This is a genomic window from Streptomyces sp. NPDC026659 (genome assembly GCF_040638245.1).
Taxonomy (GTDB): domain Bacteria; phylum Actinomycetota; class Actinomycetes; order Streptomycetales; family Streptomycetaceae; genus Streptomyces.
The window spans coordinates 782,573-805,789 of record NZ_JBEZXY010000002.1 but is presented as its reverse complement, the minus strand read 5'-3'; the positions used below and the strand labels follow the sequence as shown (position 1 = coordinate 805,789).

The window sequence follows — 23,217 nt, the reverse complement described above, 5'->3', positions numbered from 1 at the left end:
ATGTCGTTTCCCCTGCTGACAGCGACGGCGGTGCTCCCGGCCCTCGGGGCCGTCGCCACCGCCGCCGTACCGGCCCGGCGGCGCACCGCCGCCAAGTGGCTGGCGCTCCTCGTCTCGCTGGCCACGCTCGCCCTGGCGATCGTCGTCCTGGTCCGCTTCGACCCGGACGGCGCGCGGTACCAGCTCACCGAGTCCCACGCCTGGATCAAGGACTTCGGGGTCCGCTACGACCTGGGCGTGGACGGCATCGCGGTCGCGCTGATCGCGCTGACCGCGCTGCTGATGCCGTTCATCGTGCTGGCCGGCTGGAACGACGCCGACCCGCTGGAGACCGGCAGCAAGCGGTGGCGCCCCACCCAGGGCTTCTTCGCGCTGATCCTGGCCGTCGAGGCGATGGTGATCATCTCCTTCGAGGCCACCGACGTCTTCGTCTTCTACATCTTCTTCGAAGCCATGCTGATCCCGATGTACTTCCTCATCGGCGGCTTCGGGGACCGTGCCCACGAGCACGGGGAGGTGGCGGCGTCCACGCAGCGGTCGTACGCGGCCGTGAAGTTCCTGCTCTACAACCTGGCCGGCGGTCTGATCATGCTGGCCGCGGTCATCGGGCTCTACGTGGTCGCCGGGAGCTTCAGCCTCCAGGAGATCGTGCAGGCCCGCGCGAACGGCTCGCTGCACATGGCGACGAGCACCGAGCGCTGGCTGTTCCTCGGCTTCTTCTTCGCCTTCGCGGTGAAGGCGCCGCTGTGGCCGCTGCACACCTGGCTGCCCAACGCCATGCAGGAGTCCACCGCCCCGGTCGCCGTCCTGATCACGGCGGTGGTCGACAAGGTGGGCACCTTCGCGATGCTCCGCTTCTGCCTCCAGCTCTTCCCGGAGGCGTCGAAGTGGGCGACGCCGGTCATCCTCGTCCTGGCCCTGATCAGCATCGTCTACGGCGCGCTGCTCGCGGTCGGGCAGCGGGACATCAAGCGGCTGGTGGCGTACGCGTCGATCTCGCACTTCGGCTTCATCGTGCTCGGCATCTTCGCGATGACCAGCCAGGGCCAGTCCGGCGCGACGCTGTACATGGTCAACCACGGCATCTCGACGGCCGCGCTGATGCTCGTCGCCGGATTCCTGATCTCCCGGCGCGGCTCGCGGCTCATCGCGGACTACGGCGGGGTGCAGAAGGTCGCCCCGGTGCTCGCGGGCACCTTCCTGATCGGCGGCCTCGCGACCCTGTCGCTGCCCGGACTCGCGCCCTTCGTCAGCGAGTTCCTGGTCCTGGTCGGCACGTTCGCGCGCTACCCGGTGATCGGGATCATCGCCACCCTCGGCATCGTCCTGGCCGCGCTGTACACGCTGGTGCTCTACCAGCGGACCATGACCGGCCCGGTGCGGCCCGAGGTCTCCGCGATGCCCGACCTGAGGGTGCGCGAGGTGCTGGTCGTCGCCCCGCTGATCGTGCTGCTGGTCTTCCTGGGCGTCTATCCGAAGCCCCTGACGGACATCGTCAACCCGGCGGTCAAGCAGACCCTGTCCGACGTACACGAGAAGGACCCCAAGCCCGCGGTGGAGGCGGCCAAGTGAGTGCGACAGCCGTCCACAGCCTGTGGACAATGGCGGCGGACCCGATCCCGAAGATCGAGGCGCCGAAGATCGAATACGGACAATTGTCCCCGACGCTCATCGTGCTCGGCGCCGCCCTGGTCGGGGTGCTGATCGAGGCGTTCGTCCCGCGCCGCTCGCGCTACTACGCCCAGGTGTTCGTCTCGGCCGTCGCGCTGTGCGCCGCCTTCGCGGCGGTCGTCGCGCTCGCGGCCGGGGGATACGGCACCACGAAGGCGCACGTCGCGGCCATGGGCGCGATCGCGGTCGACGGACCGGCCCTCTTCCTGGAGGGCACGATCCTGCTGGCCGGCCTTGTCGGTCTGTTCACCTTCGCGGAACGGCGTCTGGACCCGGAGGCGCACGGCAACCGGGTCGACTCCTTCGCGGCGCAGGCGGCGGCCGTGCCGGGTGGTGAGGGCGAGAAGGCGGCCGTGAAGGCCGGGTTCACCACCACCGAGGTGTTCCCGCTGCTGCTCTTCGCGATCGCCGGGATGCTGGTCTTCCCCGCGGCCAACGACCTGCTGACGCTGTTCGTGGCCCTGGAGGTCCTCTCCCTCCCGCTGTACCTGCTGTGCGCGCTGGCCCGCCGCAAGCGGCTGCTGTCGCAGGAGGCCGCGGTCAAGTACTTCCTGCTCGGCGCGTTCGCCTCCGCGTTCACGCTGTTCGGCATCGCCCTGCTGTACGGCTACGCGGGCTCGGTGTCGTACTCCCGCATCGCGCAGGTCGTCGACGGCACGGTCAGCGGGGTCGACCCGGCGCTCGCGGACACCATGGGCAACGACGCGCTGCTCCTGATCGGCATGGCGCTCCTGGTGATGGGCCTGCTGTTCAAGGTGGGCGCGGTGCCGTTCCACATGTGGACGCCCGACGTGTACCAGGGCGCGCCGACCCCGGTCACCGGCTTCATGGCGGCCGCGACCAAGGTCGCCGCGTTCGGCGCGCTGCTGCGGCTGCTCTACGTGGTGCTGCCGGGGCTGCGCTGGGACTGGCGCCCGGTGATGTGGGGCGTGGCCATCGTCACCATGCTGGGCGGCGCGGTCATCGCCATCACCCAGACCGACATCAAGCGCCTGCTCGCGTACTCGTCCATCGCGCACGCAGGCTTCATCCTCGCGGGTGTGATCGCCACGTCGCAGAACGGCGTCTCGTCGGTCCTCTTCTACCTGGCCGGCTACTCCTTCGTGACGATCGGCGCCTTCGCGGTGGTCACCCTGGTCCGCGACGCGGGCGGCGAGGCGACCCACCTCTCCCAGTGGGCGGGGCTCGGCCGCCGTTCCCCGCTGGTGGCGGCGGTCTTCGCGGTCTTCCTGCTCGCCTTCGCCGGTATCCCGCTGACCAGCGGCTTCGCCGGAAAGTTCGCGGTCTTCCGGGCGGCGGCGGAGGGCGGCGCGGCTCCGCTGGTGGTCATCGGTGTCCTCTCCTCCGCCATCGCGGCCTTCTTCTACATCCGCGTGATCGTCCTGATGTTCTTCAGCGCCCCGAAGCCGGACGGCCCCACGGTCGCCGTCCCGTCCCCGCTGACGACGACGGCGATCGCGATCGGTGTGGCGGTGACGGTGGTCCTGGGTGTGGCACCGCAGTACTTCCTGACGCTGGCGAACCAGGCGAGCGTGTTCGTCCGCTGAGGTCCACGCATGGCGCTGCCCGGCACCCCTGTTCTTCCAGGGGCGCCGGGCAGCGGCGTGGTTGGTGGGTCGCGGTCGTCGCACCAAGTTACCGACTGATCACGCGGAAGAGCCGGGGTTGTGGATAACTTCCGGGTCTGTCGGTGCGGGCGCCTATCGTGGGGGCGGTGGTCGATGGTCGGCGCACGGGGGAACGTACGGGGACGGACGATGAGCGGGACGGACGGGATCAGCGAGATGACGACAGCGACCGAGGGGCCGGGCGCGGACGCGAGTGAGGCGCTTGCCACGCTGCACCGGGTCTTCGGGTACGAGGCGTTCCGGGGTGAGCAGGAAGCGATCATCGAGCATGTGGTGGCGGGCGGTGACGCCCTGGTGCTCATGCCGACCGGTGGCGGCAAGTCGCTGTGCTACCAGATCCCGGCGCTGGTCAGGCCGGGCACCGGTGTCGTGGTCTCGCCGCTGATCGCGCTCATGCAGGACCAGGTGGACGCGCTGCGCGCGCTCGGTGTGCGGGCCGGGTTCATCAACTCCACGCAGGACTTCGACGAGCGCCGCACGGTCGAGGCCGAGTTCCTCGCCGGCGAGCTGGACCTGCTCTACCTCGCCCCCGAGCGGCTGCGCGTGGAGGCCACGCTCGACCTGCTCTCCCGGGGCAGGATCTCCGTGTTCGCCATCGACGAGGCGCACTGTGTCTCCCAGTGGGGCCACGACTTCCGCCCCGACTACCTGAACCTCTCGCTGCTCGGCGAGCGCTGGCCGGACGTGCCCCGGATCGCCCTGACCGCCACGGCCACCCAGGCGACCCACCAGGAGATCACCCAGCGGCTGAACCTCCCGTCGGCCCGCCACTTCGTCGCCAGCTTCGACCGGCCCAACATCCAGTACCGGATCGTCCCCAAGGCCGACCCCAAGAAGCAGCTCCTCGCCTTCCTGCGCGAGGAGCACGCCGGTGACGCGGGCATCGTCTACTGCCTCTCGCGCAACTCCGTCGAGCGCACCGCCGAGTTCCTCACCGCCAACGGCATCGCCGCGGTGCCGTACCACGCGGGCCTGGACGCGGCCACGCGCGCCGACCACCAGTCCCGCTTCCTGCGCGAGGACGGCCTGATCGTCGTCGCCACCATCGCCTTCGGCATGGGCATCGACAAGCCGGACGTCCGCTTCGTCGCCCACCTCGACCTGCCCAAGTCCATCGAGGGCTACTACCAGGAGACCGGCCGCGCGGGCCGCGACGGTATGCCCTCCACCGCCTGGATGGCGTACGGCCTCAACGACGTCGTGCAGCAGCGCAAGCTGATCCAGTCCGGCGAGGGCGACGAGAACTTCCGCCGCCGCGCCGCCGCCCACCTGGACGCGATGCTCGCCCTGTGCGAGACCGCGCGGTGCAGGCGCGGCCAGCTCCTCGCCTACTTCGGCCAGGAGCCCGGCGCCGAGGCGTGCGGCAACTGCGACACCTGTCTGACCCCGCCGGAGACCTGGGACGGCACGGTCGCCGCGCAGAAGGTCCTCTCCACGGTGGTGCGGCTCCAGCGCGAGCGCGGCCAGAAGTTCGGCACCCTGCAGATCGTGGACATCCTGCTCGGCAAGCGCAGCGCCAAGGTGATCCAGTTCGACCACGACCAGCTCTCCGTCTTCGGTATCGGCGAGGACCTGAGCGAGGGCGAATGGCGGGGCGTCGTCCGGCAGTTGCTCGCACAGGGGCTGCTGGCGGTCGAGGGCGAGTACGGCACGCTGGTGCTCACCGAGGAGAGCGGCGCGGTGCTGCGGCGCGAGCGGGACGTGCCGCTGCGCAAGGAGCCGAAGCGGCCCACCACGGCCCGTTCCGCAGGCGGCCGGGGCGAGCGCAGGGCCAAGTCCGCGGCCGTCGAACTGCCCGCCGAACTGGTCCCCGTTTTCGAGGCCCTGCGCGCCTGGCGCGCCGAGCAGGCGAAGGAACAGGGCGTCCCCGCGTACGTCATCTTCCACGACGCCACCCTCCGCGAGATCGCCACCGCCCGCCCGGAGTCGGTGCGTGAACTCGGCACGATCGGCGGGGTCGGCGAGAAGAAGCTCGCGACGTACGGCGAGGGGGTGCTGGCGGTGCTCAACGGGCAGCCGGAATCGGCGACTTCGGCCCCCGCCGCAGCTGCCGCACCCGCCCAGCCCGCCAGGGCCGCCGCGCCCGCCGCGGCGACCGGCCGCGACGAGCACTGGCCCGGCGACGACGAAGAGCCCTACTGGGACTAGACGAAAAGCCCTGCCGGGACGGGCCGTTCGCGCTCACGCCAGTGCCGTCAGCCCCGGTGCGAACGTGATCAGGAGGGGCAGCAGTGGTACCAGCGCGGCTGCCGCCGTGGCCAGCGCGCGCTGTCGGCGCAGCAGCCGGGGCGGGGGCTCAAGGAGCCGGTCCACGCGTTCGCCGAGCAGGCGGCGGCTGGAGGCGCAGGACAGCACGCCCCGGTGCTGGTTGAGCTCGATCAGGGCCAGGGCGGTGGTGAGGTGGCCGCAGCGCCGGGAGGCGGTGTCGTCGGCGGCCAGCTCCACCAGCCGGTGCGTCTGGTCGCGGAAGTGCGCGAAGAGCGGCACACGCGGGAAGCCCGACGCGAGCGCGCTCGACAGATGCAGCAGCCAGTCGTGGTGGGCGCGGGCGTGGCCGCGTTCATGGGTGAGGACCGCGTCCAGCTGGTGGTCGGTGAGCCGGTGCAGCGCCCCGGTGGTCACGACCAGGCGGGGCGGATGCCCGGGCAGCCACCAGGCGTCCGGGTACTCGTCCTCCAGGACCAGCAGCGGCCCGCGCCCCGAGGGCAGCCCGGCGGGCAGCTCCGGGGCCCGCTCGTCCAGATGCGCCCGGGTCACCCCGCGCCGCCGCCGCACCTCGGTCAGCTCGCGGGCCAGCATGGCCGTGGTCCAGGCGGCCCCGGAGGCCAGCAGCACCGTGAGCACGGCGGCCCACGGCGGCGCGGCCGAGAGGTCGTACGCGGCGGTGACGGCCGGCGGGGCGGGCGCGAACACATGGTCGCGGACGGTGTGGAAGACGGCCGCCGCGCCCAGCACCAGCGCGGTCAGACAGCACAGCAGCACGGTGGCGACCAGGCACTGCCACACCCACAGCGCCACCACGGGCTCCCGGTCGGGCCACGCGGCCCGGACGAGCGCGCGGGGCGCGGGCAGCGCGGCCGTCAGCGCGACGGCGCTCAGCAGGAGCAGGCAGACGGTCATGCCGGGGCTCCGGTTCCTGGTGGCCGAGGGGTGCGGGGCGGTGGTGCGTGTTACGCCAGTATGACGCGCGGTGGGCCGTCCGTCAGTCGTCCTCGGGGCCGAACGGGGAAGCGGAACAGCCCGGTTGGGACTTGCGCGCCACCGTCCCGGACCCGGCTCCCCCGGCCGTCCTCACCGCCCCGCGCTCAACTCCCCACGATCCGCCCGCTCACCTCGCCCAGCCCGACCCGGGCCCCGTCCGCCCCCGGCGCCCACGCCGACAGCGTCACCACGTCGCCGTCCTCCAGGAACGCCCGCTTCCCGTCCGGGAGTTCCAGTGGATCGCGGCCGTTCCAGGTCAGCTCAAGCAGCGAACCCCGCTGGTTCTCGGCGGGCCCGCTCACCGTGCCGGAGGCGTAGAGGTCGCCCGTGCGCAGGGAGGCGCCGTTGACCGTGAGGTGGGCGAGCTGCTGGGCGGCGGTCCAGTACATGGTGGAGAAGGGGGGCTCGGAGACGACCTGGCCGTTGATGGCGACGGAGATGCGGAGGTCGTAGCCGCCGGGGCCGGTGCCGGAGTCGTCGAGGTAGGGGAGGAGGGGGTGCGTGCGCTCGGGCGGGGTCACGCGCGCGTGCTCCAGGGCCGCCAGCGGGGTGATCCACGCCGACACCGAGGTCGCGAAGGACTTGCCGAGGAAGGGGCCGAGGGGGACGTACTCCCAGGCCTGGATGTCGCGCGCGGACCAGTCGTTGAGGAGGCAGAGCCCGAAGACGTGCTCGCGGAAGCCGGTCAGCGGCACCGGGGTGCCCTGCGCGGAGGGCGTGCCGACCACGAAGCCGACCTCCGCCTCGATGTCCAGCCGTACGGAGGGGCCGAAGACGGGCTCGGGGTCGCCGGGACCCTTGCGCTGTCCGGAGGGCCGTACGACATCCGTGCCGGAGACCACGACCGTGCCCGCGCGGCCGTGGTAACCGATGGGCAGGTGCTTCCAGTTGGGGGTGAGCGAGTCGGCGGCGTCGGGGCGGAAGATGCGGCCGACGTTGCGGGCGTGGTTCTCCGAGGCGTAGAAGTCGACGTAATCGGCCACCTCGAAGGGGAGGTGAAGGCCGACCTCCGCCAGGGGGTGGAGATGGGGTTCCACAGTGGCGCCGTAGGCGGGGTCGGTGACCCAGGTGGTCAGGGCGGTGCGCACCCGCGACCACGCCTCCGGCCCGGCGGCGAGCAGCGGGTTCAGCGTGGGCCGCGCGAGCAGGTCCGCGTCCGGGGAGCCGAGCTCCCTGGCGACCGCGCCCGCGTCGAGCACCCGGTCGCCGAGCCGGACCCCGACCCTCCGTTCGGCACTGCCGGAGGGCGAGAACACGCCATAGGGAAGGTTGTGCGGACCGAAGGGGTCGCCCTCGGGGACGTCGAAGGGGGGCATGGGTGCCGCCTCACTCTCATCCGGACCGTGCCTGGTGTGGCCATCCATGTGGTCGGCCCACACGTTATGGCCGGAACAGCTGTATTGGCAGCACTGTGAGGCGCGTTGACGAGCGGTTCCGTGGCGGTTTCGGGCGGCCGCCGTGGGGTTGTCCGCCCCATGTCTAAAGAGTTCGCAATGTCCGAATAGCTCTTGTCGGAGGGAACTGTTCCGGCTTAGCGTCCATGGGGGACACGGGCGGGGTGGGTCCGGTCCAAAGGGGGGACACGTGGGGGGACGACCCGTGGCCGGAAGCCGCGTCGGGGCGCCGGTCCAGGCGGACCGTGAAGTGCCGGGTCTCATAGTCAAGTTCGGCGGCTATCCGCTGCATCACGGCGGGGTCGGCGCGATCCGGAGTCTCGGCAGGCTGGGCGTGCCGATGTACGCGATCACCGAGGACGCCTACACCCCGGCCGCCGCGTCCCGTTATCTGAAGCGCGCCTTCGTCTGGCCGACGACGGGGGCCGAGGAGCCGGAGCATTTGGTCGAGGGGCTGCTGCGGATCGGCCGCCGGATCGGGCGCCCCACGGTCCTGATCCCGACCGACGAAGAGGCCGCCGTCCTCATCGCGGAGCACCAGGACGCGCTGGCCGGGCCGTTCCTCTTCCCGCGCGTGGACCCCGCGCTGCCGCGCCGCCTGGCCAGCAAGCAGGGGCTGCACGAGCTGTGCCGGGAGCACGGGATCGCGACTCCGGTGACGGTGTTCCCGCGTTCGTACGCCGAGATAGCCGAGTTCGCCGAGCGGGCCCGCTTCCCGGTGGTGGCCAAGAACCGCGAGGCGTTCGTCAGGCGCAGCCGGCCCGCCGTGGGCGGCACCACCCGGATCGCCACCCGCGCGGGGCTGCTCGACCTCGCCCGCGACTGGGGCGAGGACCCCGGCGTCATCCTCCAGGAGTATCTGCCGAGGGAGTCCGCCGAGGACTGGATCGTGCACGCCTGCTTCGACGCCGACGCGGGCCCGCTCGCCCTCTTCACCGGGGTCAAGGTGCGCTCCTGGCCGCCGCACGCGGGGATGACGGCGCACGCGTACGTCGTGGACAACCCCGAACTCGCCGACCTCGCGGCGCGGTTCATCAAGGAGATCGGCTTCAGCGGGGTCATCGACCTCGACCTGCGCTTCGACCGGCGCGACGGGCAGTACAAACTCCTGGACTTCAACCCCCGGATGGGCGCCCAGTTCCGGCTCTTCGAGAGCGAGTCCGGCATCGACGTCGTACGCGCCCTGCATCTGAACCTCACCGGGCGGCCCGTCCCCGAGGGCGCGCAGCGCTCCGGGAACCGGTACGTGGTGGAGAACATCGACCTGCCCGCGCTCCTCGCCTACCGCCGCAGCGGCTACACCACGCCGCACGCCCCGGCGCGGGCGAGCGGCACCGAACTGGCGTGGCTCGCGGCGGACGACCCGATGCCGTTCCTGACCATGATGGCCCGCTTCGTGCGTCCGGGCGCGAAGCACCTCTACGCGCTGTGGCGGACCAACCGCCGCGGCGGCACCGCCTGATCCCCGCAAGGGAATGACGCGGGCACCACGAAGGCAAGGCGCAGCGGCAAGCGAAGCGGCAGAGCCACGGGAGTGGCGTGAACGCGTCCTGGGAGGGACTTCGTGATTCGACCGGTTGCAGTCGTCGGGGCGGGGCCGTTCGGCCTGTCCACCGCGGCCCATCTGCGGGCGCGGGGGCTGCCCGTCCGCGTCTTCGGCGACCCCATGGTGAGCTGGCGCGACCACATGCCCGAGGGGATGCTGCTGAAGTCGACGCCCGCCGCCTCCAGCCTGGACTGCCCGCAGCCGGGGCACACCCTCGCGGACTACTGCGACGCGGCCGGGATCCGGCGGCTGGTCACCGACGAGGACATCATCCCGGTCGAGACCTTCACCGCCTACGGCGAGTGGTTCCAGCGCAAGCTGGTGCCCGGTCTGGAGCAGGTGCGGGTGGTCTCCGTCGAGCGGGCGCGGGGGAGCGGCGACTTCGAGCTGAAGCTGGACTCGGGGGAGGCGTTCCAGGCCCGCGCGGTGGTGGTCGCGACCGGCCTGTCCGGGCTCGCCCATCTGCCGCCCGAGCTGGCGGGCGCCGCGTCCGAGGGCTCCGGCCCCGCCGCCCCCGTCTCGCACGTCTACGAGCACCACGACCTCGGCCGCTTCTCGGGCAAGGAGCTGATCGTCGTCGGCGCGGGCCAGTCCGCGCTGGAGACGGCGGCGCTCGCCGCGGAGGCGGGCGCCCAGGTGCGGGTGGTCTCGCGCGGCCGGGGCCGGGTGGCCTTCGGCGCCCCGCCCTGGGAGCAGCCGCGCTTCCGGCCGGAGTCGCCGTTCGGCCGCGCCTGGTCCCTGTGGGCGCTCAGCTACCACGCCGACCCCTACCGCTTCCTCCCCGACCCCGTCCGCCACCACCTGGTCCGCCGGGTCCTCGGCCCGCTCGGCGCGTGGTGGCTGCGCGACCGCTTCGAGGGAAAGGTCCAGGTCGAGGAGGTCCAGCGCGTCGTGTCCGCCGAGGTGTCGGACGGCGCACCGGTCCTGAAGGTCCTCACCCACGGCGGCCGCGCCGAACGGCTGACGGCCGACCACGTCATCGCCGCCACCGGCTACCGCGTCGACCTCGCCGCCATGGACTTCCTCGGCCCCGGCCTCCGCACCCGCCTCGCCACCACCCGAGGCACCCCCCGCCTCGGCCCCGGCTACGTCTCCTCGCTCCCCGGCCTCTACTTCACCGGCCTCCCGGCGGCCTCGTCCTACGGCCCGGTCATGCGCTTCGTCTGCGGCACGGAGTTCGCGTCGCCACGCCTGGCGAAGCATCTGGCGGCGGCACACGGGTGAGGGGCGCGGGGGCGCGGGCGCGGCCTTCACCACCCGGGCTGCCCCCGGCCGCACCGGACCGCGTCCCCGGCCCCCGCCGACCGCACCCGGCGACATCCCGCACCCGACCGCGTCGCGGCTGCCTCCGGGTCACGTCCTGGCCGCGCATGGCGGCCCGGTGGGCCGCGACTCGGCCGCGTTCCGGTGGCAGCCGGGTTGCCCCCGGCAGGGGGGGCCGCACCGGGCAGCTGCCCGGCAGTCCCCCGGCCGCGCCCAGGCATCCCGCACTTGATCCCGTCGCGGCACCCCCTGGCTCCGCCTCGGTCGTGGTCCGGCGGCAGCTCGGGTTGCCGCACGGCGGTGCCATGGTCGTACGCGTTCGCCTTCCAGCGGCCCCGGCCGTAGCGGCCTCCCGGCAGGCGCCTGGGGCGCGCCTCGGTCAGACCTCGACTGCCCCTGGCCGTACTCCGCCCCCCCGGGCGCCCCGCGCCGCCACCGGCCGGCCGGGGTCAACTCCCGTACCCCGCCGGTGAGTCGGAGACCACCCGCGTCCGTATTCTCTGATCATGGCCGCACCTCCCCTTCCCGCACTCATCGCCACCGACCTGGACGGGACGCTGCTGCGCGGTGATGACACCGTCTCCGTGCGGTCCCGGGCCGCTCTCGCGGGGGCGGCCCGGGCCGGGGCGCGGCATCTGGTGGTGACCGGGCGGCCGGCGCCGCGGGTGCGGCCGCTGCTGGAGTCGCTGGGGTGTACCGGGCTCGCGGTGTGCGGGCAGGGGGCGCAGGTGTACGACGCGGGGAGCGGGAGCCTGCTGTGGTCGGTGCGGCTGGACCGGGAGCTGGCCGAGACGGCGCTCGGGAAGATCGAGGCCGAGGTCGGGCAGGTGTACGCGGCCGTCGACCAGGACGGGGTGGACGGCCTCACCCTCATCGAGCCCGGCTATCTGATGCCCCACCCCACGCTGCCCGCCGTACGGGTGGACCGGCGGGACGACCTCTGGCGTGAGCCCATCAGCAAGGTGCTGCTGCGCCACCCCGGCCTGTCCGACGACGAGCTGGCCGAGACCGCCCGCTCGGTCGTCGGCTCGCTGGCCACGGTCACGATGTCCGGGCCCGGTACCGTCGAGCTCCAGCCGTGCGGCATCACCAAGGCCACCGGACTCGCCCTGGCCGCCGAGCACCTGGGCCTCGGCCGCGCGGACACGATCGCCTTCGGCGACATGCCGAACGACATCCCCATGTTCCAGTGGGCCGCCCACGGCGTGGCCATGGCCAACGCCCACCGTGAACTGCTCGCCGTGGCGGACGAGATCACCCTCTCCAACGAGGACGACGGCATCGCGGTGGTCCTGGAGAGGGTGTACGGCGTCTGAGAGGACAACGGGCGGGGCGCCCGTAGGTGAGTCACCTACGGGCGCCCCGCCCCGGGAACGTGCCGGTCTCTACGGCCTAGTACGGGCCGTTGACGTTGTCGATGGAGCCGTAACGGTGCCAGGCGTAGTTGCAGGCGGCCGTGATGTTCGCGACCGGGTCGTACGGGTCGAGGGAGGTGCCCGCCACGTGGTACGCGGTGAAGGTCGGGTCGATGACCTGGAGCAGGCCCTTGGACGGGGTGCCGTTGACGGCGTTGATGTCCCAGTTGTTGATGGCGAGCGGGTTCCCCGAGGACTCGCGCATCACGTTGCGGTGAATGCCGTTGTAGGTGCCCGGGATGCCCTTCTGGGCCATGATCGCGAGGGACTCGCGGATCCAGCCGTCGAGGTTGTTCGCATACCCGGCCGGGGTCTTCACGGCGGCCGAAGCGGTGGCCGGAGCGGCGGAGGCGCTGGTGGCACCGATGAACGGCAGCGCGAGCACGGCGGCACCGGTACCGGTGACGGCGAGCGTACGGACGATGCGCTTGGCGCGGGCACGGCGCGGCTGAGCGGCAGCAGACATGACACGTTCCTCTCCGGCGCCTGCGAGGTGAGCTGTCGGGTTCGGGCGGGGAGGTGCCCGGCCGCTCACATCCGTGTCCGTGGGACACGAAGTCGCGGCTTCACCCCGAGCCGTTGCCGGGTCGACGCGCGTCAATCAACGCGCGTCGACCCGTCCCGGCGGCCTACCTGGTTCCCCCGCTCCTGCCGTACGAAATGAGTTCGTCGAGTGGGTGTGTCGGGCCCGGCAGGATTCGGCGTCGCCCGACGGGCCGGAACGTATGCGAGAGCAGATGTCCGGAACAAGTGCCGGATTCACACAAAGCAATGGTTGATCTTGACTTGCCCCAATTGAGGTACTTGATCCTTTGCGCCCGTCAACGCTCAACTGCCCCATGAACCAAGGTGAGGTGGGTAGTCGGGGCCTGTCGGCCGCCATCGGGCGTCCGGTGACCCAACTCACGAAACCGCAAAATACGCAAAGTCAGACATGGGCGATTAGGTGGATTTGATCCGTCTGTGGGTATTAGGGAGTGTCGGTCCGGTCGGATGCGGAACCTCTGGGGTGGTCCCGTTCGTTGGGGGAAGTGACCCCCTCCGCATGGGGGGCGGAGGGGCGCCCTGTCGGCGCGCCGTCCGACGACAGCAGGCACATCGTCCTGTTAAGTCGATGAATGTCCGACCATGTCCGCCAAAGCAGAAGACGACCGCTGTGACCCGATACCTCCCGTGGTGGACCGGTGGGTGATAGCGGTGATGGAAACGCGACCGGATACGCTGATCCGAGTGATGGCAGCGACCTATCGACAAACCGTGTAGTCGCCAGCAGACACCAGCAGACAGGAGACCCCTCGTGACCGTCGGCGAGCCGTTCGGGCTGAGCGTGCGGGACCAGGCACTGGAAGCCGATGTCCAGGCCGGATTGACGGCTGTCGAGGAGGGCCTGCTAGAGGCCACCAAGAGCGAGGTCCCCTTCATCACCGGAGCCGCGCAGCACCTCGTGCGGGCCGGCGGCAAGCGGTTCCGTCCCCTGCTCGTGCTCCTCGCCGCCCAGTTCGGCGACAAGTACGCCCCGGGCATCGTCCCCTCCGCCGTCGTCGTGGAGCTGACCCACCTGGCCACGCTCTACCACGACGACGTCATGGACGAGGCGGCCGTGCGCCGCGGCGTGGACAGCGCCAACACCCGCTGGGGCAACTCGGTCGCGGTCCTCACCGGAGACTTCCTCTTCGCCCGCGCGACGCAGATACTGGCCGACCTCGGCCCGGAGGCCGTCCGCGTCCAGGCCCTCGCCTTCGAGCGGCTGGTCACCGGCCAGATAATGGAGACCGCGGGTCCCATGGACGGCCGCGACCCGGTCGAGCACTACCTCGACGTGCTCTCCGGCAAGACGGGCTCCCTGGTCGCCGTCTCGTGCCGGTTCGGCGCGATGATGTCCGGCGCCGACGAGACCGTGGTGGACGTGCTCACCCAGTACGGCGAGCGCCTCGGCGTCGCCTTCCAGCTGTGCGACGACGTCCTCGACATCGCCTCCGAGACCCGGGAGTCCGGCAAGACCCCGGGCACCGACCTGCGCGAGGGCATCCCCACGATGCCCGTGCTCCGGCTGCGCGAGCGCGCCGCCCGGCTCGGCGAGGCCGAGGACGTCGCGCTGTGCGAGCTGCTCGACTCCGACCTCACCGACGACGCCCGGCACGCCGAGGCGCTGGCCGCGCTGCGTACGCACCCCGCCCTGGAGCAGGCCCGCCGCGACGCCGTGCGGTACGCGGAGGAGGCCCGCGCCGCGCTGGCCCCCCTCAAGGAGTGCAAGGCCAAGGCGGCCCTGCTCGAACTGTGCGACGCGGTGGTGCACCGCACCGGCTGACCGGGCAGACGTACGACAGGGGGCGGTGCCGCCCGTACGACCCCTACGGGTCGGGCGGGAGACACCGCCCCCTGCGTCATACCGCAGGTGTACGCCGAGTTGGCTCCGTGGACTGACGTGTTCACGCGGCTGATTTGGTCTGATGGTGACCACGGAAACCACCACTCCTCACCGATTCGGGTGAGAATGGCGGCTGGGTGGACCATAACGAGGGGCAGCCGCCGCCGACCACGGAGGTAAGGCACACATGGCACCGTACGCATCCGACGACACCAGGGGCACCGCAGCGGACGAGAACCCGCGCGCCGGCCGTCGCAAGGCCGTCCGGTACGTCGTTCCGGTCGCGGTGACGGGGGTGGCCGCGGCCACGATCGGCCTGGTCCCGGCACTCGCCAGCACCGGTGACCCCGATCTGCCGAAGATCAGCGCACAGCAGCTCGTGGAGAAGATCGCGAGCTCGGACGTCCAGCAGCTGTCCGGCACGGTGAAGATCAGCACCGACCTCGGCCTGCCCGACCTGGGCGGCCTGGAGAGCAGCCTGGGCTCCGGCAACGGCGGCCACGACGGCTCCTCGGCCGACCCGAGCAGCAAGCTCACCGAGCTGGTCTCCGGCACCCACACCCTGCGCGTGGCCGCCGACGGCCCGGACAGGCAGAAGCTCTCGCTGCGCGAGCGCGGCGCGGAGTACAGCCTGATCCACAACGGCAAGGACGTGTGGGGCTACGACAGCGGCAGCAACGAGGTCTTCCACGGCACCGCCGAGCAGCACGAGCAGGGCAAGGAGCGCAAGGAGGAGCGGCAGGGCACTCCCGGGGACTTCGCCAAGGAAGCCCTCAAGGCGGTGGACGACACCACCTCCGTCACCGTGGCCGGCACCGAGCGGGTCGCCGGGCGCGACGCCTACAAGCTGCAGATCAAGCCCAAGCAGCAGGGCAGCACGGTCGGCGCGGTCACCATCGCGGTGGACGCGAAGACGGGCATGCCGCTGAAGTTCACGCTCACCGCGAAGAGCGGCGGCAAGCCCGTCGTCGACACAGGCTTCACCCAGGTCTCCTTCGCCAAGCCGTCGGCCTCCACCTTCGACTTCACCCCGCCCAAGGGCGCGAAGGTCACCGAGGAGAAGGACTCCGGCAAGGAGGAGCACGGCCAGGGGCTGCGCGAGCTGTTCGGCGGGGCGCCCCAGGGCGGCGACGTCATCGGCAAGGGCTGGACCAGCATCGCCACCTTCGACACCGGCGCCGAGGGCGGTATGCCCTCCGGCTCGGCGGGCGGCTTCCTCGGCTCGCTCGGCGACCAGGTCACCGGCGACTTCGGCAAGGGCACGGTGTTCTCCACCCGCCTGGTCAACGCCCTGATCACCGACGACGGCAAGGTCTACGCGGGCGCGGTCACCAAGCAGACCCTGCTGAAGACGGCCAACGCCGAGCACTGATCCGGCGGGGCGGGGCCGCTTTTCGCGGAGGACGAGGATGAGTGAGGAGCCGATGAACGAGCCGTCCTCCGCGGAAGGGCCCGGGAGATCCGAGGCCGGTTCCCCGGCCGGGCCCGACGCCGGTCCGGTGATCGCCACCCAGGGCCTCACCAAGCGCTACGGCAGCCAGCTCGCCGTGGACGGTCTCGATCTGACCGTCCCGGCGGGCAGCGTCTTCGGGTTCCTCGGGCCCAACGGCTCGGGCAAGACCACCACCATCCGCATGCTGATGGGCCTGATCGAGCCGACCTCCGGCACCGCCCAGGTCCTCGGCCGCCCCATGCCCCGCTCCACCCGCGCCGTCCTGCCCCAGGTCGGCGCGCTCATCGAGGGCCCGGCCCTCTACGGCTTCCTCTCCGGCCGCGACAACCTCCTGCGCTACGACGCGGCCGACCCCACCGCCGACCCCCGCACCCGGAGCGCCCGCGTCGCCGCCGCGCTGGAACGGGTCGGTCTCGCCGCCGCCTCCGGCAAGAAGGCGAGGGCGTACTCCCTCGGCATGAAGCAGCGCCTCGGCCTCGCCGCCGCCCTGCTCCAGCCGCGCCGCCTGCTGGTCCTGGACGAGCCGACCAACGGCCTCGATCCCCAGGGCATGCGGGAGATCCGTACCCTCGTGCGCGAGCTGGCCTCCGACGGCACCACCGTCTTCCTCTCCTCCCACCTCCTCGACGAGATCGAGCAGGTCTGCACCCACGCCGCCGTGATGAACCGGGGGCGCCTGGTCGTCCAGGGCGCGGTGGCCGAGCTGGCCGCCGGGGCGCACGGACGGCTCGTGGTGAGCACCCCGGACCCGGCCGACGCGGCCCGGGTGCTGAAGGAACAGGGCGTGGCGGACGTGGCCGTCGAGGGCGAGCGGGTGACCGGCGCGCCGCCCGTGCGGGACCTCGCCGAGATCAACGCGGCCCTGGTGACGGCGGGCGTCCGGGTCCGCGGCTTCACGCTCGAACGCGCCTCGCTGGAGGACGCGTTCGTGGCACTGACCGGAGAGGGCTTCGATGTCGCGGGCTGAGCCGACGTACCGGGCCACGCACCCCCTGTGGACGTTCGGGCTGCTGCGCAGCGAGCTGGTGATCACGGTGCGCCGCTGGCGGACCCTCGCGCTGCTCGCCGTACTGGCGGCCGTACCGGTGCTGATCGGGATCGCGGTGAAGGCCGAGACCGGCGACGGCGGATCGGCCGGGGGAGGCGGCGGGGGACCGGCCTTCCTGTCGCAGATCACCAACAACGGCCTGTTCCTGGTGTTCACGGCGCTGGCCGCGACGCTGCCGTTCTTCCTGCCGATGGCCGTCGGCGTCGTCGCCGGGGACGCGATCGCGGGCGAGGCGAGCGCGGGCACCCTGCGCTATCTGCTGGTCGCCCCGGCAGGGCGCACGCGGCTGCTGCTCACCAAGTACGCGGCCGTCGTCGCCTTCTGCCTGCTCGCCACCCTCGTCGTCGCCGTCACGGCGCTGATCGTCGGGGCGCTGCTCTTCCCGTTGGGCGATGTCACCACCATCTCCGGGACCCGGATCTCCTTCGCCGACGGCATCGGCCGCGCCCTGCTGATCGCGCTGGTCGTCGCCGCCTCCCTGACCGGCGTGGCGGCGCTCGGCCTGTTCGTGTCGACGCTGACCAACAGCGGCATCGCGGCGATGGCGACCACGGTCGGCCTGCTCATCACCGTCCAGATCCTCGACCAGCTGCCCCAGCTGCACGCCCTCCAGCCGTACTTCTTCTCCCACTACTGGCTGTCCTTCGCCGACCTCCTGCGCGACCCGGTCCCCTGGGAGGACGTGTGGCGCAACCTCGGCCTCCAGGGGCTGTACGTGGCGGTGTTCGGCGCGGCGGCGTGGGCGCGGTTCACCGCGCGGGACATCGAGGCGTAGGCGCTCTTCGGCTCAGGCGTCCTGGTCCGGGAAGTGCGCGAGGGGTGCCTCGCCCGCGAAGAAGGTCTTGGCCCGGGCCAGCGCGTCGGTGTCCTGTCGTACGTCACCGGGCGCGCTGCCGTTGCCGAGCAGGACGCCGCCGAAGCGCATCCCCAGGTACGCGGCGGAGTTGTTGAGCGTGCCCACCAGCGGGTCGGCGACCGCGGGGTTCGCGCCCGCGAGCGCCGTCACGCCCCACAGGGTCCGCCCGGCCATGTGCTCCTTGAAGCCGAGCCCGGGGATGCGCAGCCAGCCCGACCAGTGGTCCAGGTAGTGCTTGGTGAGGTACGAGACCGAGTACCAGTACAGCGGCGAGGCGATCACGACGTCCGTGGCCGCGAGGGTGGCGTCCAGCAGCCGTCCGGCCGACGTGTCAGGCGCGGGCCGCACGTGGTCGCTGTCGTGCCGCAGGTCGGCGAAGTCGGGCAGCGGCAGCTCGGTCAGCCGCAGCCACTCCTGCTCCACGCCGGAGGGGAGCTGCTCGGCGGCGGCGCGGGCCAGGAACTCGGTGTTGCCCTCGGTGCGGGCGCTGCCCAGGACGAAGAGGAAGCGGCGGTTCATGGTTCTCCCGGGGTGGTGGCGGGCGACTTCCTTGATGCAGACGCAAGCATTTTATGCACACGCAAGTATTCCCCTTCAAGCCTCCGGCTGGTGCGAGGCTGTGACGCGCCGGTGACGGCCCGGCCGACGAGAGTTCGGCACACTGGCAGGCAGGAGGCGTACGGCCGGATGGCGGCGCCGGGGGAGTGAGGAAACGATGTCCGGACTGAGTCTGGAGAAGAAGCGCATGGTGTCGATCCCGGCGGCGCGGAAGGCGTCTGCCGAACCGATTCAGCAGACCGAACCGGTCCCGCCTGCCAGCCGCTTCGACACACTGGCCGAAGAAATCCTCTCCGACTCCCTGACCGGCCCCCTGACCCCGATCGCCGAGGCGATCCGCGACGGCCGCACCGCGGAAGCGGCGTCCCTGGCGTCCCGGACGATCACCGCTGCGGCCCGAGCCCTGGGCCCCCGCCACCCCGAGGTCCTCACCCTGGGCGAACTCGCGGCCTACATCGCCTACTTGACCGGCGACGTCCGCCACGCCTGCGAACTCTCCCTCAACCTCGCCTACCGCCACCGCGAGTCCGCCGACCCCACCGCGGCCTACGCCAACGTCCTCAGCGCGGCCACCGCCTGGCGAGCGATCCCCGACCCGGCTGTGGCCCTCCCCCTGGGCCGCACCCTGACCGCCCTCTGGACCCTCCTGCTGGCGGAACCGGGCCCGGCATCGACGGACGACCCGCACCTCCTGGAGTCGGCCCGCGCCCGCATGCCCCGCCTCGCGGCCCGCGCCCGAGCCGCCGGGGGCCCGGTCTAGAGATCCCGTTCCCCCACCAGCCGCACGAACTCCGCGTCGCGCGACACGTCGGTGAGGCGGTAGCCCGAGGGCAGCGCGACCGGAGTGCGGCTCGGCTGGGTGTACGACGCGCTGGTGGGCGTAGGCGGGAGATAACAGATCACCTGGTCGGCCAGTGCGGCCAGAGACGAGCCGGTGCCCGCCCCTTCCACCAGCACGGACCGCACACCCGCCCCGTCGAGCACCTTCAGCACCTCATCGCCACCGGTACTTGAGGAGAGCCGGGGAACCCGGAAAACCCGGTCCCCGTGACGGCCCGGATTTCCTTCTTCGACCTCTCCGCTCGCGCGAACCACCACGTCGTACGACTGCCGCAGCCGCCGAACCTCATCGGACACCGGCCCCCGCCGCCCGCAGCCGCGCGGCCCCGCCCTCTTCGCGCGACGTCGGGTCCATCACGGCGATGAGCACCCGGGCGACACCGGCGTCGATCAGCGCCTCCCGGCAGGGCGGAGTGTGCCCGTGGTGATTGCACGGCTCCAGCGTGACCACCGCCGTACCGCCCACCGCCCGCCCTCCGGCCGCCTTCAGCGCGTTGACCTCGGCATGGGACTCGCCCTTCCGCACGTGGTACTCCTCGCCGACGATCCGCCCGTCCCGATCGAGCACGACACACCCGACCGGCGGATTCGGACTCGTCGACCCGAGCCCCTGGGCGGAGACGGCGATGGCCCGCCGCATGGCGGCAAGTTCATGGGCCTTCACGTCGGAGACCCTCCCTTTTCTCGACGCGCTCGAACAAGGTGACCCATTGGTGAGGCGGCGGTCCGATGCTGTCTCCCGCTCACATCCGGGAGGGCTTCTCCTTGGCGAAGAGCCAGGTGTCGAAGAGTGCGGTCAGGTTCTTGCCGGACTTGGTCTCGCACAGGGTGATGAACTGCTGGGTGTCGGCGTTGCCGTGGCGGTGCTGTCGGGTCCAGGTGCGGAGGATGTCGAAGAAGGTGGCGTCGCCGACGGCCTGGCGGACCTTGTGGATGACCATGGCGCCGTGTCCGTAGACGGGCGGGTCGGAGAGACGGGCCGCGCTGGGGGGATTCGCCGGGGGGAAGGCCCAGATGCCTGCGCTCTCTTCGTCCTTGCCGTCGTAGTAGTCCTTGAAGGTCTGCTCGGTGGTCCGGCCGCTGCGTTTCTCCTCCCAGAGCCACTCCGCGTAGCTGGCCAGGCCCTCGCTGAGCCAGATGTCCTTCCACGCGCGCGGGGTGACGGAGTCGCCGAACCACTGGTGAGCCAGTTCGTGGACGAGGAGTCCCTCGTCGGGGGCCGCGCCGAAGTAGGGCTTGGTCTGGGTCTCCAGGGCGTATTCGAGGTCGGGCAGGTGGTCGACGACGGCGCCGGTCGAGGAGAAGGGGTAGGGGCCGAAGAGCGTGCTGCCCCAGTCGACCATCTCGGGCACCAGGTCCGGGACACCGGCGGCGGCCTTGGCCTCGGCGGGGTCGGTGGCGACGTAGACGGGCACGCCGTTCTTGCTGCGGCCCCGGTGGATCTCGAAGTTGCCGACGGAGACGTGGGCGACGTAGGAGGCCATGGGCTCCTTGTTGCGCCAGTGCCGGGTCACCGTCTCGCCGTGGTCCTTCTCCGTCAGCAGCTCGCCGTTGGAGATCACGTCGTACGGGTCGCCGTCCTCGTCCTTGGGCACGGTGACCGTGATGTCGTACGTGGCCTTGTCCGAGGGGTGGTGGTTGCCCGGGAACCAGGTCATGGAGCCGGACGGCTGGCCCAGGGCCGTCGAGCCGTCGGCGGTCTCCAGCCAGCCCTCCCTGGCGCCGTCGCTGCCGCTGCCGTACTTGAGCGTGTGCGGGGTGCCGTCGTAGGTGACGACCGTCCGGAAGACCTCGCGGTCGCGCACGGTCTTCGCCGGTGTCACCCGCAGCTCGTCGCCCGCGCGGGTGAAGTGGGCCCCGGCTCCGCGCACCGTGACGGTGCGCACCCGCAGTCCCGACAGGTCGAGGTCGAAGCGGTTCAGGTCCTGGGTGGCCCGCGCCGTGATGACCGCCGTGCCCTTCAGGTGGTTGGTCTCGGGTACGTAGTCCAGCGTCAGCCCGTAGTGCGTCACGTCGTAGCCGCCGTTGCCGAGCGTCGGGAACAGCCGGTCACCCACTCCGGCCGTGCCGTACTTTCCGGCCGCCGCGGCAGCGCCGCTTCCCGGCGTGGAGCCGGTGCAGGACGTCGTCACGGCCAGGAGGAGCGTTATGGCCGGGGCCCAGCCGGACACACGGCTCCGGCGCGTCGCGGGACGGCCCGCGTCCGTCGGAGGACGGCCCGGAATCGCCGGGATGTCACCCACAAGCTCACCACCCGTCTCGTCCGTACGACCCCGGCATCGTCGGAGCCGCCGCCTCCCGTACCGCCTAGCTCACGCAGAACTCGTTGCCCTCCGGGTCCGCCAGGACCACCCACTCGCCTGCCGGTTCCGAGACCTCGCGCAGGACGCGGGCGCCGAGGGTCTTCAGGCGCGTGATCTCCTCGGCGCGGTGGTCCGGGCCGGGGTGGAGGTCGAGGTGGAGGCGGTTCTTGGCGGTTTTTGGTTCGGGGACCCGCTGGAAGAGGAGGCGGCGGCCGAGGCCGGTGCCCGTGGCGGGGTCGTAGGGGTCGTCGGGGTGGCGGACACCGGCCAGGTCACGGAAGGCGGGGTGGCCGTGGTACTCCACCGTGGCCTCGCCGTCGAGCGCGCCGAAGGACAGGAGCCGTTCGATCAGCGCGCTGTTGTCCTCGGGCTCGTAGCGCAGGGCGGCGGCCCAGAAGTCGGCCTGCGCGTGCGGATCGGCCGCGTCGATGACGAGCTTCCAGTGCAGCGGGGCGGGGGACGGGTTCGTCATCCCTCACTTATAACCGCGGGGGCGGCCGGGCGCCGGGTGATCGACGGAACGGTGCGTCGCGGCGCCCCCTCGGGGAAGACCGGGCTGCCCCGGGAATCCCGGAGGCTCAGGACTCCGCCGAGGCCGTCTCCGCCGTGGCCGCTCGAGCGGGCGCCGCTTCCGCCGTGGCCGCCTCGGCCGGAGCCGTGGCCGCCGTCGGCACGGCCGCGGCCGACCGTGCGACCACCCGCGCCCGGCGGGCCGAGCGCATCGCGTTCCAGGTGAGGAGGATCAGGGCGATCCAGACCAGGCCGAAGCCGGCCCAGCGCTCCGGGGGCATCTCCTCGTGGAAGTAGAGGATGCCGAGCACGAACTGGAAGACCGGAGCCAGGTACTGGAGGAGGCCCAGGGTGGAGAGGGGCACCCGGATCGCCGCCGCGCCGAAGCAGACCAGGGGGAGCGCGGTGACGATGCCGGTCGAGGCGAGGAGCGCGGCGTGGCCGGGGCCGTCCGTGGTGAAGGTCGCGCCGCCGTGGGCGGAGAGCCAGATCAGATAGCCGAGCGCGGGCAGGAACTGGATCGCGGTCTCGGCGGCCAGCGACTCGACGCCGCCGAGGCCGACCTTCTTCTTCACCAGCCCGTAGATCGCGAAGCTGAAGGCGAGACAGAGGGAGATCCACGGCGGCTGGCCGTAGCCCACGGTGAGGACGACGACGGCGGCGAAGCCCACCCCGACCGCCGCCCACTGCACCGGCCGCAGCCGCTCCTTGAGCAGCAGCACGCCCATGGCGATGGTCACCAGCGGGTTGATGAAGTACCCGAGGGACGCCTCCACCACATGGCCCGCGTTCACGGCCCAGATGTAGACGCCCCAGTTCACCGTGATCACGGCCGCCGCCAGCGCGATCAGCCCGAGGCGGCGCGGCTGGCGCAGCAGCTCACCGGCCCACGCCCAGCGCCGTACGAAGACCAGCGCGGCCGCGACGAACACCAGGGACCACACCATCCGGTGGGCCAGGATCTCCATCGCCCCGGCGGGCTTCATCAGGGGCCAGAACAGGGGGACCAGGCCCCACATGCCATAGGCCGCGAAGCCGTTCAGCAGACCTATTCGATGCTCACCCTTGGACGTCCCGGCCACGGGCCCCTCCTTCTCACATTCCAGCCACGCGAGAAAGAAGGTAGCGCCGCCACGGGCCGCGTGTCATGTCCGTATCGCCAT

Annotated in this window: 19 protein-coding genes, 1 pseudogene and 1 riboswitch; of the genes and pseudogenes, 11 read left to right on the top strand and 9 right to left on the bottom strand. The window is 71.9% G+C overall.

Features of this window, described 5'->3' with window-relative positions:
• From AB0E91_RS08340 to recQ, 3 genes are all read left to right on the top strand, one after another.
• On the top strand, positions 1–1,572 hold the full coding sequence (locus AB0E91_RS08340) for an NADH-quinone oxidoreductase subunit M (RefSeq protein ID WP_361776984.1): 1,572 nt from the start codon (positions 1–3) through the stop codon (positions 1,570–1,572).
• Positions 1,569–3,218, top strand: a complete 1,650-nt coding sequence (gene nuoN, locus AB0E91_RS08335) for an NADH-quinone oxidoreductase subunit NuoN (protein WP_361776981.1) — start codon at positions 1,569–1,571, stop codon at positions 3,216–3,218. The genes AB0E91_RS08340 and nuoN overlap by 4 nt, the downstream gene beginning before the upstream one ends.
• Before the next feature lie 237 nt (positions 3,219–3,455).
• Positions 3,456–5,447: a DNA helicase RecQ gene (recQ, locus tag AB0E91_RS08330; protein WP_361777389.1), complete on the top strand. Its 1,992-nt coding sequence runs from the start codon at positions 3,456–3,458 to the stop codon at positions 5,445–5,447.
• Positions 5,448–5,480: 33 nt separating this feature from the next.
• On the opposite strand, the gene AB0E91_RS08325 is transcribed toward recQ, so the two are convergent.
• The gene (locus AB0E91_RS08325; protein WP_361776979.1) at positions 5,481–6,419 is read right to left on the bottom strand and encodes a M56 family metallopeptidase; all 939 of its coding nucleotides are present in this window, start codon (positions 6,417–6,419) and stop codon (positions 5,481–5,483) included.
• 185 nt (positions 6,420–6,604) lie between these two features.
• Positions 6,605–7,816 (bottom strand): fumarylacetoacetase, encoded by a 1,212-nt coding sequence (gene fahA / locus AB0E91_RS08320; protein ID WP_361776976.1) that lies wholly within the window; start codon positions 7,814–7,816, stop codon positions 6,605–6,607.
• Positions 7,817–8,099: 283 nt separating this feature from the next.
• On the opposite strand from fahA, the gene AB0E91_RS08315 reads away from it, so the two are divergent.
• The 3 genes from AB0E91_RS08315 to AB0E91_RS08305 all read left to right on the top strand — a co-directional run bounded on the left by AB0E91_RS08315 (position 8,100) and on the right by AB0E91_RS08305 (position 12,019).
• A complete protein-coding gene (locus tag AB0E91_RS08315) occupies positions 8,100–9,356 on the top strand; it encodes an ATP-grasp domain-containing protein (RefSeq protein ID WP_361776973.1) in 1,257 nt (418 codons plus the stop codon).
• A 102-nt stretch (positions 9,357–9,458) separates the two neighbouring features.
• Positions 9,459–10,664 (top strand): FAD-dependent oxidoreductase, encoded by a 1,206-nt coding sequence (locus AB0E91_RS08310; RefSeq protein WP_361776970.1) that lies wholly within the window; start codon positions 9,459–9,461, stop codon positions 10,662–10,664.
• 545 nt (positions 10,665–11,209) lie between these two features.
• A complete protein-coding gene (locus AB0E91_RS08305) occupies positions 11,210–12,019 on the top strand; it encodes an HAD family hydrolase (protein ID WP_361776967.1) in 810 nt (269 codons plus the stop codon).
• Between the two features lie 76 nt (positions 12,020–12,095).
• On the opposite strand, the gene AB0E91_RS08300 is transcribed toward AB0E91_RS08305, so the two are convergent.
• Entirely contained in the window at positions 12,096–12,584 is a 489-nt protein-coding gene (locus AB0E91_RS08300; protein WP_361776964.1) for a transglycosylase SLT domain-containing protein, read from the bottom strand.
• 2 nt (positions 12,585–12,586) lie between these two features.
• Positions 12,587–12,800: riboswitch (cyclic di-AMP (ydaO/yuaA leader) on the bottom strand.
• Between the two features lie 615 nt (positions 12,801–13,415).
• Between AB0E91_RS08300 and AB0E91_RS08295 the strand changes: the two genes are divergently transcribed.
• The 4 genes from AB0E91_RS08295 (at position 13,416) to AB0E91_RS08280 (ending at position 17,762) form a co-directional block, all read left to right on the top strand.
• On the top strand, positions 13,416–14,426 hold the full coding sequence (locus tag AB0E91_RS08295) for a polyprenyl synthetase family protein (RefSeq protein WP_361776961.1): 1,011 nt from the start codon (positions 13,416–13,418) through the stop codon (positions 14,424–14,426).
• Between the two features lie 247 nt (positions 14,427–14,673).
• On the top strand, positions 14,674–15,858 hold the full coding sequence (locus AB0E91_RS08290; RefSeq protein ID WP_361776958.1) for a sigma-E factor regulatory protein RseB domain-containing protein: 1,185 nt from the start codon (positions 14,674–14,676) through the stop codon (positions 15,856–15,858).
• 52 nt (positions 15,859–15,910) lie between these two features.
• Positions 15,911–16,906, top strand: coding sequence for an ABC transporter ATP-binding protein (locus AB0E91_RS08285; protein WP_361777386.1), 996 nt, complete (start codon positions 15,911–15,913; stop codon positions 16,904–16,906).
• The gene (locus AB0E91_RS08280) at positions 16,893–17,762 is read left to right on the top strand and encodes an ABC transporter permease (protein WP_361776955.1); all 870 of its coding nucleotides are present in this window, start codon (positions 16,893–16,895) and stop codon (positions 17,760–17,762) included. The genes AB0E91_RS08285 and AB0E91_RS08280 overlap by 14 nt, the downstream gene beginning before the upstream one ends.
• 12 nt (positions 17,763–17,774) lie before the next feature.
• Here AB0E91_RS08280 and AB0E91_RS08275 read toward each other — a convergent pair whose 3' ends face one another.
• Positions 17,775–18,362 (bottom strand): NAD(P)H-dependent oxidoreductase, encoded by a 588-nt coding sequence (locus AB0E91_RS08275; protein ID WP_361776952.1) that lies wholly within the window; start codon positions 18,360–18,362, stop codon positions 17,775–17,777.
• A gap of 196 nt (positions 18,363–18,558) precedes the next feature.
• On the opposite strand from AB0E91_RS08275, the gene AB0E91_RS08270 reads away from it, so the two are divergent.
• Positions 18,559–19,161 carry a hypothetical protein gene (locus AB0E91_RS08270; RefSeq protein WP_361776949.1) on the top strand — a complete coding sequence of 201 codons (603 nt, stop codon included), beginning with the start codon at positions 18,559–18,561 and terminating at the stop codon, positions 19,159–19,161.
• Here AB0E91_RS08270 and AB0E91_RS08265 read toward each other — a convergent pair.
• The 5 genes and pseudogenes from AB0E91_RS08265 to rarD form a co-directional block, all read right to left on the bottom strand.
• Complete coding sequence (locus AB0E91_RS08265; RefSeq protein WP_361776946.1) at positions 19,158–19,385, bottom strand: hypothetical protein; 228 nt, start codon at positions 19,383–19,385, stop codon at positions 19,158–19,160. The genes AB0E91_RS08270 and AB0E91_RS08265 overlap by 4 nt on opposite strands.
• Positions 19,386–19,542: 157 nt before the next feature.
• Positions 19,543–19,881: pseudogene (locus tag AB0E91_RS08260) on the bottom strand (bifunctional diaminohydroxyphosphoribosylaminopyrimidine deaminase/5-amino-6-(5-phosphoribosylamino)uracil reductase RibD); the annotation flags it as partial.
• A 103-nt stretch (positions 19,882–19,984) separates the two neighbouring features.
• Entirely contained in the window at positions 19,985–21,373 is a 1,389-nt protein-coding gene (locus AB0E91_RS08255; RefSeq protein WP_361776943.1) for a M1 family metallopeptidase, read from the bottom strand.
• A 175-nt stretch (positions 21,374–21,548) separates the two neighbouring features.
• The gene (locus tag AB0E91_RS08250) at positions 21,549–22,016 is read right to left on the bottom strand and encodes a VOC family protein (protein WP_361117883.1); all 468 of its coding nucleotides are present in this window, start codon (positions 22,014–22,016) and stop codon (positions 21,549–21,551) included.
• A 106-nt stretch (positions 22,017–22,122) separates the two neighbouring features.
• Positions 22,123–23,136, bottom strand: a complete 1,014-nt coding sequence (gene rarD, locus AB0E91_RS08245) for an EamA family transporter RarD (RefSeq protein WP_361776940.1) — start codon at positions 23,134–23,136, stop codon at positions 22,123–22,125.
• Between the last annotated feature and the right edge of the window lie 81 nt (positions 23,137–23,217).